This window comes from Algoriphagus sp. Y33 (assembly GCF_014838715.1).
Lineage (GTDB): Bacteria > Bacteroidota > Bacteroidia > Cytophagales > Cyclobacteriaceae > Algoriphagus.
The window spans coordinates 1,228,007-1,240,729 of sequence record NZ_CP061947.1; the positions used below are offsets into that span (position 1 = coordinate 1,228,007).

Consider the following 12,723-nt stretch of genomic DNA (forward strand, 5'->3'; position numbering starts at 1 on the left):
TTTTATGCGAGCAAAACCTTCGAGGAGATTTCTCCTTCGTTCCTCAGTCAAAATGACGCCTCAAAGGTTGCTACTTTCTTAATGCTTAAAATGTCTCACACCCGTCATCACCATGGCGACGCCGTTAGCATCACAGTAGTCTATACTCAACTGATCTTTGATAGATCCTCCGGGCTGTATTACCGCTGTGATTCCCGCCTTGTGGGCGATCTCCACACAGTCCGGGAAAGGGAAGAATGCATCTGATGCCATCACAGCGCCGTTCAGGTCAAAACCAAATGCTTTTGCTTTTTCAATTGCCTGAAGCAATGCGTCTACACGGGAAGTTTGGCCTACACCGCTGGAGAATAGCTGGTTTTCATTGGATAAGATGATGGTGTTTGATTTGGTGTGTTTACAGATTTTTGCCGCAAAGACCAATGCATCTTTTTCCGCTTCGGTAGGGGCTTTTTTGGTGGCAACGGTAAAGTCAGCTTTTGTTTCGGTAGCCAAATCTTTGTCCTGCTCTATTACTCCATTTAGCAGGGTCTTGATCATTTTGGTGCCGGGAAGATCCATTTTCTGTTTGAGCAGAATTCTGTTTTTCTTGCCTTTCAAAACTTCCAAAGCTTCTTCTGTAAAATCAGGGGCGATCAGCACTTCGAAGAACAAGGAATGCATTTCCTCAGCTGCATCCTTATCTACGGGTTGGTTGGTTACCAGCACCCCGCCGAAAGCAGAAGTAGTATCTGCATCGAAGGCTTTTTGATACGCTTCTTTTACTGTAGGTGCCAGAGCTACTCCGCAGGCATTGGTATGCTTTAGGATTGCAAAGGCTGTTTCGCCTTTGAACTCAGCGATCAAATTCACGGCGGCATCCACATCCACCAAGTTGTTATAGGAAAGTTCTTTGCCGTTCAGCTGATCAAAAAGAGCTTCCATGTTTCCATAGAAATGGGCACTTTGATGTGGGTTTTCTCCGTAGCGAAGAGCCTTTGCTTTGGTTTCGGAAACTTTCAGCGCAGGAATATTTTCTTCTCTATTGAAGTAGTTGAAAATATGCGTGTCATAATTGGAAGACACCTGGAATGCCTGAGTCGCAAAATAACGACGGTCAGCAAGGGTAGTAGCTCCATCCTGTTCGGACAGTCTTTGCTCCAATTCTGTGTACTGATCTTTGGATGCGATGATGGTCACGTCTTTGAAATTCTTAGCCGCTGCACGGATCAAAGAAATTCCTCCGATATCGATTTTCTCAATAATATCAGCTTCAGAAGCCCCAGAAGCCACAGTTTCCTCAAATGGATACAAATCCACTATTACCAAATCAATGGCAGGAATATCGTATTCTCCAGCCTGGGCCACATCACCGCCATGGTCTCTTCTATAAAGAATACCGCCGAAAATCTTTGGGTGAAGGGTTTTTACTCTGCCTCCAAAGATAGAAGGGTAACTGGTCAACTCTTCTACTGGAATCACTTCAGCTCCTTGTTCTTCGATAAACTTCTGGGTTCCCCCGGTGGAATAGATGGTTACTCCGTGTTTTTTCAACAGAGCTATAATAGGTTCGAGATTGTCTTTATAATAGACCGAAATAAGGGCTGATTGAATTTTTTTTGTAGCCATTGGGCAATGGATTTGTTTGATTTCTTTAAGGAAAGCTTAGTCCGCTCCAGCGGAATGCAAAGGTAGGGAAAAAGGTCGAAAAGGGCTTGGCTTCTAATCAATCCGGAGCGTGTTTTTTATGTAGAAGTCTTCCAGTTCTTATAGGCTGTGTTCATGCAATGTGCGCAGGGGCGAAACCCATTTTTAATAGCTTCGTGTTCTGAGTTAAAGAAAACTCTGTTTTCTCGGTTCATTCGTTTACCGGATTTACATCGGAGAGTGCCGTATATTTTTAGTTTGCTATTTCCACCAAAGCTAACTTCCCGCTGCTTGATTTTAGTTAGTAAATCCCCTGCGCTTATTTTAGAATGCATTAACATTTAATTCAAAGCATCGTGAAAAATTATGCCTAGTGTATGTCTTTCACCTGAAAGGACTTCACTTACACCATGCTTCATATTTATGCGGAAATAGCCTTTAGTACCTTTCACTGGACGGAAGTTGGTTGTGAAAATCAGCATATCGCCTTTCTTGGGTTGTAGTACTATAGCTTTTGATTGTGCTCTGGGGATTTGTTGGGTCAATACAAATTCTCCTCCTGTAAAATCCTTTTCAGGTTCGTTTAGGAACAGTACTGCTTGCATCGGGAAATATAGCTCTCCATATAGATCTTGATGCAATGTATTATATCCTCCTTTTCCATACTTTAAAATCAATACAGTTGCTTTAGTTTGGGTAAGCGAGTTACATTGATTGAGGAGTTGCTGATGGGTATCGGGAAACTTTGTGTTTAAATTCAATACCTCCATCCATTGATTTGCGATACACGCTAGTTTAGGGTAGATACTTTCTCTTAGCTCTTGAATATGTTCAGGTAAGGGATAATTGAAGTATTTGTATTCACCCACTCCAAAACGGTAACGTTCCATCACAACCGTTTTTCTGTAAAGACTGGAATTGGTATAATCCTTTATCAATTCGCTACACTGCTCGCCTGAAAAGAGATTAGGGATAAGGGCAAAACCTTTTTCGTGCATTTCTTCTACTATGATTTGCCAATTGATAGATGCTATTTTTTCTTTCATTGGTTCTCATTTGCTGATTCGCCAGCTCTTTTAAATTTTACTTTCTGTAAGTATTCGGTACTGTCTTTGCCTAGGTGTATCTTTTTGAATTGTTGCATTTCAGTTATTTTGATTGAATGCAAAGATTTAGACAAAGGAGGGGTGAAAAAACCCGAAACTTGCTCAATGTCTCCCATAGGCATGGGTAATTATGTTAAATTATCTTCCCAGTTCCACCTTAAAAGTAGTACTTACTCCTGACTGGCTGCTTACAGAAATATTTGCTCCTATGCTGTCTGCAAAATCCTTACAGAGCATTAGTCCTATTCCCGTTCCCTGCTCTCCGTTTGTTCCAGCCGTTGAATACTGCTTTTTATTGAATAGATTATCGATCTGAGCTTGACTCATCCCTATTCCACTGTCTTCGATCAGGATGGTATTGGTATTAACAGGATCTGTTTTTACGGTTATTGTCCCGCCTGCGGGAGTGAATTTGATAGAATTGGAAAGAATATTCCGAATGATAAAACTCAGTCTTTCTCTGTCATTGGAAATTTTAAGGCAGGGAGGGATATGGTTTTTCAATTGTATGTTTTTTTGTTCAAGTTGCTTGGCAAATAGGTCCTGATTTTCAGAAACAAGCTCTGCGAGTGAGAATTCAGTCTTATCTATCTGGTCAGAACTCATTTGAGTCCTAGCCCAGGTAAGCAAATTTGATAATAGGATTGAGGTTGTTCGGGTGTCTGTAGCAATATTGGACAGAATATAGTCCATCTCTTTCTGACTGAGTTCCCCGGATTGCCAGAGATCGAGAGAATTGTTTAGCGATGAAAAAGGTGTCCGCAGGTCATGCGAAATAATAGAGAATAGCTTGTCACGGAATTTATTTGCTTTTTTGAGGGCAAGGTTAGTTGTGTTTAGTTCTGTTGCTTGCAACTGTATATGCCGGTTTTGGGACTGTACTTTTGCATTCACCTGTTCTAATTCTGAATGGGCGGCGCGGAGTTTTTGGTTGATCTTTCGCTGGTACCACACCAGTACGATCAAAAATAGGCCTACTGCTATAGCAATGATCAACAATTCGTTTTTCCGCTGAATAGCGAGTTCTGCCAGCTCCCTATCTTTAGTTAGTTTCTGATTTTCAAGTTCCTTTTTTTCACTTTCATATTGGATTTGCAATTCATCACGGATTTTTTGTCTGGATTCATTGAAAATGGAATCTTTACTGGCTTCCTTGATGAGCATATATTCAAAGGCATTTTTGTAATCTTGAGTTTCAGCAGACAAATGAGACATTCTGCTTGCGGCTATATTGATCTGATAGTTTGAATGTGTGGCTTGGGCTATCTCATATGCGCGAGAGGCATATGCTAAGGCTTTGGGAAGTGAGTTGTCATCTCTATGGTAATTAGAAAGCGTTCCAAGAGAGGAAAGCTTGCCTTCAGTATCATTCAGCTCCTCGGCAATTTCCAGTGACCTAGTCAGCAGTAGGATACCTTTCTGTTTCTCTCCCGATTCATAATATATTTCCCCCAGCTGAATCAGGGTGTTGATAAGGCCGCGCTTATCCTGAAGTTTTTCCTTGATAGCTTTCGATTTCTCTAAGTATTCCTTCGTCATATTGAAGTCATCCTCTTCATTCCATGACTGCCATCGATCTAGGTAATAGCTCCCAAGATTGTTATAAAGTAAGCTCATAGCCCGTTCATGGTTGATTTTTTGAGCTAATTTTAGTGATTTCTGATATTGTACGACCGCTTTTTCAAGCTCCCTAAGCCTATAGTGAATGTTGCCAAGGTTCATGGTGGATTCGATCATACCTACACTATCCTGAATGGTTTCCCGAATGCTAAGCGCTTCTAAATGTGCGCTCAATGCATTTTCGAAGTCAGCCTTTATCAGATTGGCTACACCTATTATATTTAGGCAATTGGCCTCAATCTTTTTGTAACCAAGTTTTTTTGCAAGTGCTTTAGCCTCTTGCCCGTACAGAATTGCCGTATCCTGATCGAAGGTATAATAGAGCTTGCTAAGAGCCAAAAGACTTGACGCTTTGATCGAATCATCGTCCGTCTGCTCAACAATCATCTTCAGACTATCAGATTGGGAATGTTGAATTGGCAATACGAATGGTAATATCCATACCAGTAAGTGTGGAATCATATAAAGGCGTTAGTTTAAAAACTTATTTTGGGTTGGTGATAAAGACGATAAAGTAAATATGCATTTGAATGCCTGAATATCAAACTTCTGAAACATCTAGGTACGCATTTCTCTATCAACATAGTATTCTTTCAAGAGAAAAAGGTTTGAGTACAATTTGTTTGGTGAATGCCCCAAAACTTAGAAAAATGTTCGCTTACGCACAAAAAAGCTCCTGCTCGGACAGGTTTGTTTTAGTGAAAGACTGTTGAAATGGCTAAAAAGGCGGTTTTTACTAATGGCACAATCTCTGAAAAGTACCGGTGGATTAAACTATAAATCAATTCGCTATGACCTTCTCGAAAATTACAGCCTTTGTCCTTCTCCTTTTCTTATTGGGCACGGTAGTGCAAGCGCAAACTGAAACCCGCTTGCCGGGATCATTCCGGGCAATTGAATCTAGCGGAAGCTGGGATGTCTTTATTACGCTTGGATCTAAAGATGAAGTAAAGCTGGTGTCTCAAGGCTTCGACTTGAATAAGGTGATCACTGAAGTGAAAAACGGAAAACTTGAAATCTCACTGGAAAGAGGGAATCACAGAAATGTCAATTTTGAAGCTTATATAACTGTGCGTGAACTGGAAAGTATAGGTTCCGGCGGTTCTGGAAATATGACGTTGGAATCAAATATTAGCTCAGACAAATTTAATATAGGACATTCCGGAAGTGGAAAAGTGAAGGTGAAAATGTTAAATGTTGGATCATTGAATGTAGGAATGAGCGGATCGGGGAATCTGTATGTAGAAGGAGGAAGTGCCGATAAAGTCAATATTGGTCAGTCAGGATCAGGAGATTTCGATGGGCTGGACTTGATGGCCAATTCAGTGAAAGTGGGAAAATCAGGTTCAGGAGATACATCCATAAGTGCAAGTGAGAACCTTACCGTCGGATCTTCAGGGTCGGGTAATGTCTACTACAAGGGAAATCCAAGCAATAAAAAAATCTCAAGTTCCGGTTCAGGTAAAGTCATTAAGAAGTAGCCGGTATCCGGGCTGGAGAATCAAGAAGTTAGAGCCCGGAAACAAGAGTTGGAGGTTAAAGCTTACCGGATTTACCACCTCGCCACTTCAACTTATTACAATCTTCCAATTTTTAAATATTTCAATATTCTCATCAAACCATGCTCAAAAACTACTTTAAAATACTCGTTCGAAATACGCGGAAAAACCCGCTGTACATGTTTATTAATGTGTTTGGGCTAGCTGTGGGAATGGTCGTGAGTATTTTGATTTTCTTATTTGTGCAGCATGAGCTAAGCTACGACAGGTACCATGCAAATGCGGATCGGATTTATAGAGTTTCCAGAGCTTGGTTTAATCCGGATGGTGAAATCAGTTTACATCTGGGACACACTGCTCCACCTTTTGGGCCGTTGATCCAATCTGATTTTAGTGAGGATGTGGAAGCAGTTGGGAGGTTTTTCCACTATGATCCTTTGGTGAAATATGAGAATAAGGCATTTGAAGAGGAGAACTTTTACTTTGTAGACCCGGAGGTGTTTGATATTTTCTCATTTAAGATGATCGAAGGGGAGTCAAAGGAGGCACTGGCTAACTCAGACGGATTGATCATAACGGAATCCATGTCCAAAAAGTACTTTGGTGAAGAGAATCCCATAGGCAAGGAATTAGATCTTAACATTGCAGGCCAAGAGGCAACTTTTCAGGTTCGGGGCCTTATGGAAGACATGCCTGACAATTCCCATTTCCATGCTGAATTTCTAGCTTCTATGGCTCCTGTTATAGATTTCTATGGCGGCCAGGAAGCTTTTATGAGCAATTACGGAGGGAACAACTTCTCCACGTTTGTATTACTCAATGAAGGAGTGGATTACAAAGCATTCGAATCCAGACTTCCAGAACTCATAGATAGGCATATGAGCGAATACCAGCCGGGAATCCCTGCCTCTAAGGGAACGCAGCTCTTTATGTGGCCGATGACTGATGTGCATCTCTACTCAAATCTGGACTCTGAGATGGAGCCAAACGGCAATATTGATTATGTCTACGTCTATCTGGCTGTTGCGCTGTTTATACTGCTGATCGCCTGTATCAACTTTATGAATCTCTCCACTGCCAGATCCTCTATGAGATCTATGGAAGTGGGCTTGCGCAAAGTGATGGGTGCTGATAAAAGCCGCCTCATCAGACAGTTCATGGGAGAATCATTTATGATGACGACGATTTCGATGATTTTCGCCCTGATTCTAGTCTATCTGTTTTTACCGACATTTTCCAATTTCACAGGCAAAGAATTTAGCCTGAACTTCATACAAAACCCTGAATATGTATTGGGTTTAGTCTCCTTGGTGCTTATCGTAGGTTTGGTATCGGGTAGTTATCCGGCATTATTTCTTTCAGGGTTTTCTCCTGCCAAAGTACTCAAGGGAGCATTCAAAGCCGGGAAAGGGCATGAGCAATTCCGGTCAGTTTTAGTTGTCGGGCAATTTGCGATTTCTGTAGTGCTGATCGTCGCTGTGCTGGTTGTAGTGCGTCAACTGGATTTTATGCAGAGCAAGGATTTGGGTTTTGAGAAAGAAGATATTGTCGTGCTTCCTTCTAGTTCTGCTATTCAGGAAAATTATCTGATTATCAAAGATAGGTTGGAAAGTCATCCGGGAATTAATGCAGTAAGCGTTTCCAGTCGGGTTCCCTCTGGCCGACTCCTGGATTCTCAAGGAGGCACTGCGGAGATTGACGGAGAAATGACACAACTCAATGTGCGGATTGCGGATGTGGAGGTAAGCCATAATTTTCTGGATACCTACGGGATTCCGGTAGTAGCAGGAAGAGATTTTGATTATAATCTGGCAAGTGATTCTACTGAAGCCTTTATCCTAAATGAAGCTGCAATCAGGGAGATCGGTTGGACAAGCCCGGAAGAAGCCATAGGTAAAAAATTCCATTATGGAGGCAAGCGTGGCTTTGTGACCGGAGTGATGCAAAACTTTCACTTTGAATCACTACACCAGCCGATCGTGCCATTGGTATTTATGGTTCCTCAGGACAGAAATAATCTGATCAGTCTAAAGATAAATGCTGAAAATAAAGAACAAACGTTGGCCTATCTGCAGGAGGAATGGGCAGCACTTAGACCTGATTTTCCATTTGAACCCCTATTTGTGGATGAGGGATTCAACAGACAATATGAAGCAGAAGAGCGGGTGAAAACCATTTTTACCTTCTTCTCCGGATTAGCCGTGATCATCTCTATTCTGGGATTATTTGGGCTGACTACTTTTGCCACACAGCAGAGAACACGGGAAATTGGCATCCGCAAAGTAATGGGAGCAGCGACAGCAAACATTCTGATTTTACTGGGCAAAGACTTTCTGAAACTTGTATTGATTGGTTTTGTCATTGCAATTCCGATCTCTTGGTTTGGGATGTCTGGCTGGCTGGAAGGCTTTGCTTATAAAATCGGAATCAACTGGACCGTATTCTTGTGGGCGGGACTGATTGCGGGTGCAATAGCAGCTATCACAGTGATGTCACAGTCTTTGAAAGCAGCTTGGGCAGATCCTGTAAAGAGTATAAAGAGCGAGTAAAATGAAAGTAGCAAGTAGTTAGTATCAAGAATCAAGAGACAAGAATCAAGAGACAAGAATCAAGAAGAAAGGAAAGTCGGTGATAACCTGAAATCATTGACATACTCAGCACTAAGTATCAGACATCGGTATTAACCTTTAATTCTTAAACATAAGAGAGACAAGAGGCTAGAATAGAGAAAGAAAATCTACTCGTGCAACTTTTCCTTAGGAATATGCATCTAATGAAAGGAAGCTGGATCAGTCCTTAAAAAGTAATTCCTTCATCATTTCAACTTTACCGCATCCTAACCTTTAGAACTCAGTAATTTTACAATCCACCATGGCAAACAAGTCTTTAATATTTTGCAATCTTTCAATTATGCTATTATGAAAATCTCTTCAAAAATTATTGCTTTTGCTGTCTCTGCATTGATGCTGGCATCTTGCGTCCATGCGCAACAATCAGAAACTCGAACTCCTGGACATTTTACCAAAGTACATTCCGGTGGTAGCTGGGAAGTGATTATGACTGAGGGCAATAAGGAGGAAATTAAAATCGAAGCCAGAGGAGTGGCTCTGGATAAAGTCAAAACTGAAATTAACGGAGATGTCTTGAGTGTGGGCTTGGTGAAGGGGAATTACAACAATGTCAAATTGAAATTCTACATCACCTACAAAGAATTGGAAGGAGTAAAGTGCTCAGGTTCCGGAACGATTGAAGTGACTTCCCCCGTAAAATCTGAAGTGTTTTACGCAGGTCTATCCGGATCAGGAGATGTATTAATGGACAAGCTTGAAGCCCGTGAGCTTTCGGTATCTATCTCAGGATCTGCCGATCTTAAAATCAAAGGAGGGAAAGTAGATCAGGCTGAAATCAAACAATCGGGTTCCGGAGATTTCCATGGGGAAAATTTGACAATCGCCGAATTGGAGGTAAGCAAGTCAGGCTCTGGAAATACGCACGTAGGAGACTTGGGAAAAGTATCGGTGAAAGCTTCAGGATCAGGAGATGTGATTTATTCCGGTTCTCCCACTATTGGAGAAATTAAAACATCAGGATCAAGCAGTTTAAGAAAAAGATAGAATCGGAAAACTTATTAATTAATCCCCCGGACAAAAGTTTGGGGGGGGATCAAATCTAGTTTTTAACCGTAGGGGCTAGGTAGTTTGGCAAGCGCACTAACCAAGGTTTTCGTAGGGCACAGTGAACAAACTCATCCATTTATCACACTCAGAGATCTCAATTCGATGGAAGTCCTAAGTTCGGATTCCATTCCTGCTGAAAGCCACATGGCTGTCACTCCCGGTACATACAATAATTTAGACCCTATTGTAAAAATTGTCAAAGATGAGTTGTTTGTGCTTTTTCCCAATTCCCCTGAAATGTATGTCTATGGGATCCCTGAATTGAAATTGAAAAGAAAATGGGATTTGAATCCCGGTAAAAGTTACAAACAGATTTTACCGACCAGGGATGAGGCATCATTTGAAGGGTTTTTAAATACCTTAGCAGGTTCAGGATATACCGATTTTGTGCTTTCAAATGACTATTTATTGACGCAATTTAATGGTTTTGCTCTGCAAGAAGAAGTAGATAAACTTCCACGGGATTACATTGGGGGATCAGAGTATGTCGAGTTGGCAAATTAAGTATAAATCAATACCCAATTACCAGATATTCAAAGGTCAAGAGAAACTATGGCAAGGCAAAATGGATGTGAAACTATGGTCAGTACGTGATGTGCTTTATTCGAGTGCCAAACCTGGAGAAGACCCCGAAGCAGTCGAGAAGGATATGCAGACTATCTATTTTTATGAATTGAAGTAAACCTATTCTAAAATTTGCTGTGGTTTTTTCAAACATTCTCCTTCGAATTCAGCTTCTACACTAAAGCTGTTAGCTATGAAAGGAAAGAATATTGTTATCATTGGGGGAAATTCAGGGGTTGGAAAATCGGTTGCTGAACTCGCCCTGGATATTGGGGCAAATTTATATCTCTATTCAAGAAGTGGGGAAGGAAACCATCAAATCGATGTAACAGATGGCTTTTCAGAATTGCAGGATTTACCAGAGGTAATCGATGGGTTGGTTTATTGTCCAGGATCTATCAATCTGAAACCATTTCATAGGATTTCCATGGAGGATTTTAAGTCAAAATGGATATTAACTTTTTTGGAGCGGTCAAAACGCTTCATGCTTGTCTGAAAAATCTTAAAAAATCCAAGCATGCATCGGTGGTATTATACAGCACTGTTGCGGTGCAGACTGGCATGGGGTTTCATGCGGGTATTGCTTCGGCAAAGGGTGCCGTGGAAGGCTTGGTGCGATCCCTTGCAGCAGAGTGGGCATCCAACAGTATCAGGGTAAATGCCGTTGCCCCTTCCTTGACGGATACACCGTTGGCAAAACAGCTCGTAAGCACGGATGAAAAACGGGCAGTTTCTGACAAGAGACATCCCTTGGGGCGGATAGGAATGCCGAAGGATATTGCTGAAGCTACCTGTTTTCTGCTAAGTGATAAATCCTCCTGGATCACGGGTCAGATACTCCATGTGGATGGTGGAATGTCGTCTTTGAAATAGCCGTATTGCTTTCGGACCTCACTCTTCTATAAAATCTATCGGTATTTCAGTTGACTTTCTATAAAGTAGTTGCTTAGCTTTATATATGAAGCGTTTTCTACTCATCGGGTTAATCCCCCTAGTCTTTTCTTTTTCCTGCTCAACACCCGGATCCAAGCCTTCTTTCATCAACACCGTCACAGGCTCGATCTCCGTTGATTCTATGGGAATCACTTTGATTCATGAGCATATGCTGGTGGATTTTATCGGAGCCGATTCCGTTTCTCCTGAGCGGTATGACCAAGACGAAGTAATTGCTAAAGTTTTGCCGTATTTGCTGGAAGTAAAGCAATTTGGAGTGAAGACGATCTTTGACTGTACACCTTCCTATTTGGCAAAGGATGTGGTGTTGCTGAAAAAGCTAAGCGAGCTCTCAGGAATCAAATTAGTCACAAACTCCGGATTCTATGGAGCTGTAGATAATAAGTATTTGCCGGCGTTTGCTTTTGCTGAAAGTGTTGAAGAACTGGCGAACCGATGGATTGAGGAATTTGAAAACGGAATAGGGGAGACAGGAATCAAACCGGGATTTATTAAGATCTCTGTAAACGAGGAAATTCCTCTTCTGGAAATCGATGCAAAACTGGTCAAGGCAGCAGGGCTCACGCATCAGAAGACCGGACTGCAAATAGCTTCCCATACGGGGACTTGGGCTACTGCAAGTCAGGAAGTAGCTATTTTGCAGGAAATGAAAATTTCCCCTTCAGCATTTATTTGGGTTCACGCACAAGCCGAGCAGGATTTTCAGAATTATCTCACTGCTGCAAACTTGGGCGTGTGGATCAGTCTGGATGGAATAGGATGGAGCGTGGATGAGTACATCGATCGCTTACTTTTTGCCAAGGAAAATAAATTTTTGGATCAAGTGCTGATTTCCCATGATGCCGGATGGTATGATCCTGAAAAGTCAGCGGGTGGTGATTTTGTGCCCTTCACCAATATTTTCCAAAAACTGATGCCCGCATTGAAGGAAAGGGGATTTACAGCATCAGATTGGAAGATGCTGTTGGAACAAAACCCGAAAAGTGCTTTTGGAAAGTGAAATTCTCAATTTAAATGATCAATTTTCAAGTAAGGGAGGAGGTATTTATTTTAGCCTGAATCCCATTCTGTAAGTAGCCATTAAGTACCAAGGCCAATATCCGCCAAAAGAAGACATACTTACTACAGCGGAATTTCGTCTGTTCTCATTTTTGTTTTTCCAATCGAAAGCGATCTGCTGGGTATAGCCTAATCTGATATAACGCTCTACAGTATATTGATGCACATAGTAGTTTTCAATATCATTATAGATCAAGTATGAGCCTCCATACCCATTTTCACTTCCTATTTGGAAGGAAGGCCCAAAAGCTAAGAATGCTCTGAAGTCATTTTTTGTTTTCAATACATCGTATTTAAAAGTCACGTTTGTAAAAAGTCCAGATGAATTGTCTTGCTTATTTCTTTCATCCTCATCCCAATATCCAATAGACTGATAATATGTTAATGATGGATTAAGAGAACTTCTTTTACCTAAGGCAAAACTTAATTCGTTACTAATATTAACCCCTAGAAGCCCCCCATTTCCATCTATAGTGGGTCCTACTCCCACATAATATATCAACTTGTCTTTGTCTTGGGCAAAGGCGATTGATTGTAAAAAGCATAGGGTAATTGCAATGACAATAAGAGAGGACTTTTTCATAAAAAGGAATTTAGTTATGCTCAAATATATGGATAAAA

At 41.3% G+C, this 12,723-nt stretch carries 12 protein-coding genes; 7 read left to right on the top strand and 5 right to left on the bottom strand.

What is annotated here, in order from left to right; all coding sequences use genetic code 11:
• Positions 1 to 78: 78 nt before the first annotated feature.
• The 4 genes from purH to ID165_RS05040 all read right to left on the bottom strand — a co-directional run bounded on the left by purH (position 79) and on the right by ID165_RS05040 (position 4,811).
• A complete protein-coding gene (gene purH, locus ID165_RS05025) occupies positions 79 to 1,605 on the bottom strand; it encodes a bifunctional phosphoribosylaminoimidazolecarboxamide formyltransferase/IMP cyclohydrolase (protein ID WP_192349285.1) in 1,527 nt (508 codons plus the stop codon).
• 116 nt (positions 1,606 to 1,721) lie between these two features.
• Positions 1,722 to 1,964: an Ada metal-binding domain-containing protein gene (locus tag ID165_RS05030; RefSeq protein WP_192349286.1), complete on the bottom strand. Its 243-nt coding sequence runs from the start codon at positions 1,962 to 1,964 to the stop codon at positions 1,722 to 1,724.
• Entirely contained in the window at positions 1,965 to 2,669 is a 705-nt protein-coding gene (locus ID165_RS05035) for a 2OG-Fe(II) oxygenase (protein WP_192349287.1), read from the bottom strand.
• Between the two features lie 198 nt (positions 2,670 to 2,867).
• The gene (locus tag ID165_RS05040) at positions 2,868 to 4,811 is read right to left on the bottom strand and encodes a tetratricopeptide repeat-containing sensor histidine kinase (protein ID WP_192349288.1); all 1,944 of its coding nucleotides are present in this window, start codon (positions 4,809 to 4,811) and stop codon (positions 2,868 to 2,870) included.
• A 329-nt stretch (positions 4,812 to 5,140) separates the two neighbouring features.
• Between ID165_RS05040 and ID165_RS05045 the strand changes: the two genes are divergently transcribed.
• The 7 genes from ID165_RS05045 (at position 5,141) to ID165_RS05070 (ending at position 12,043) form a co-directional block, all read left to right on the top strand.
• Positions 5,141 to 5,830, top strand: coding sequence for a head GIN domain-containing protein (locus ID165_RS05045; RefSeq protein ID WP_192349289.1), 690 nt, complete (start codon positions 5,141 to 5,143; stop codon positions 5,828 to 5,830).
• A gap of 140 nt (positions 5,831 to 5,970) precedes the next feature.
• Complete coding sequence (locus tag ID165_RS05050; RefSeq protein ID WP_192349290.1) at positions 5,971 to 8,397, top strand: ABC transporter permease; 2,427 nt, start codon at positions 5,971 to 5,973, stop codon at positions 8,395 to 8,397.
• Positions 8,398 to 8,766: 369 nt separating this feature from the next.
• Positions 8,767 to 9,462 (top strand): head GIN domain-containing protein, encoded by a 696-nt coding sequence (locus ID165_RS05055; RefSeq protein WP_192349291.1) that lies wholly within the window; start codon positions 8,767 to 8,769, stop codon positions 9,460 to 9,462.
• A gap of 165 nt (positions 9,463 to 9,627) precedes the next feature.
• Complete coding sequence (locus tag ID165_RS05060; protein ID WP_192349292.1) at positions 9,628 to 10,029, top strand: hypothetical protein; 402 nt, start codon at positions 9,628 to 9,630, stop codon at positions 10,027 to 10,029.
• A gap of 253 nt (positions 10,030 to 10,282) precedes the next feature.
• Positions 10,283 to 10,585 carry a hypothetical protein gene (locus ID165_RS27060; protein ID WP_370539736.1) on the top strand — a complete coding sequence of 101 codons (303 nt, stop codon included), beginning with the start codon at positions 10,283 to 10,285 and terminating at the stop codon, positions 10,583 to 10,585.
• Positions 10,537 to 10,962, top strand: a complete 426-nt coding sequence (locus tag ID165_RS27065) for an SDR family NAD(P)-dependent oxidoreductase (protein WP_370539737.1) — start codon at positions 10,537 to 10,539, stop codon at positions 10,960 to 10,962. Before ID165_RS27060 ends, ID165_RS27065 begins: the two co-directional genes overlap by 49 nt.
• Positions 10,963 to 11,047: 85 nt before the next feature.
• Positions 11,048 to 12,043, top strand: a complete 996-nt coding sequence (locus ID165_RS05070; protein ID WP_192349293.1) for a phosphotriesterase — start codon at positions 11,048 to 11,050, stop codon at positions 12,041 to 12,043.
• A 45-nt stretch (positions 12,044 to 12,088) separates the two neighbouring features.
• On the opposite strand, the gene ID165_RS05075 is transcribed toward ID165_RS05070, so the two are convergent.
• Positions 12,089 to 12,685 (bottom strand): hypothetical protein, encoded by a 597-nt coding sequence (locus ID165_RS05075; protein ID WP_192349294.1) that lies wholly within the window; start codon positions 12,683 to 12,685, stop codon positions 12,089 to 12,091.
• Between the last annotated feature and the right edge of the window lie 38 nt (positions 12,686 to 12,723).

What these genes read in the sequence shown, in the direction of transcription:
- ID165_RS05035 (WP_192349287.1), bottom strand. Translation starts at nt 2,669, where the DNA reads ATGAAAGAAAAAATAGCATCTATCAATTGGCAAATCATAGTAGAAGAA.
- ID165_RS05060 (WP_192349292.1), top strand. Translation starts at nt 9,628, where the DNA reads ATGGAAGTCCTAAGTTCGGATTCCATTCCTGCTGAAAGCCACATGGCT.
- ID165_RS27060 (WP_370539736.1), top strand. Translation starts at nt 10,283, where the DNA reads ATGAAAGGAAAGAATATTGTTATCATTGGGGGAAATTCAGGGGTTGGA.
- ID165_RS05040 (WP_192349288.1), bottom strand. Translation starts at nt 4,811, where the DNA reads ATGATTCCACACTTACTGGTATGGATATTACCATTCGTATTGCCAATT.
- ID165_RS05030 (WP_192349286.1), bottom strand. Translation starts at nt 1,964, where the DNA reads ATGTTAATGCATTCTAAAATAAGCGCAGGGGATTTACTAACTAAAATC.
- ID165_RS05050 (WP_192349290.1), top strand. Translation starts at nt 5,971, where the DNA reads ATGCTCAAAAACTACTTTAAAATACTCGTTCGAAATACGCGGAAAAAC.
- ID165_RS05075 (WP_192349294.1), bottom strand. Translation starts at nt 12,685, where the DNA reads ATGAAAAAGTCCTCTCTTATTGTCATTGCAATTACCCTATGCTTTTTA.
- ID165_RS05055 (WP_192349291.1), top strand. Translation starts at nt 8,767, where the DNA reads ATGAAAATCTCTTCAAAAATTATTGCTTTTGCTGTCTCTGCATTGATG.
- ID165_RS05045 (WP_192349289.1), top strand. Translation starts at nt 5,141, where the DNA reads ATGACCTTCTCGAAAATTACAGCCTTTGTCCTTCTCCTTTTCTTATTG.
- ID165_RS27065 (WP_370539737.1), top strand. Translation starts at nt 10,537, where the DNA reads ATGGATATTAACTTTTTTGGAGCGGTCAAAACGCTTCATGCTTGTCTG.
- purH (WP_192349285.1), bottom strand. Translation starts at nt 1,605, where the DNA reads ATGGCTACAAAAAAAATTCAATCAGCCCTTATTTCGGTCTATTATAAA.
- ID165_RS05070 (WP_192349293.1), top strand. Translation starts at nt 11,048, where the DNA reads ATGAAGCGTTTTCTACTCATCGGGTTAATCCCCCTAGTCTTTTCTTTT.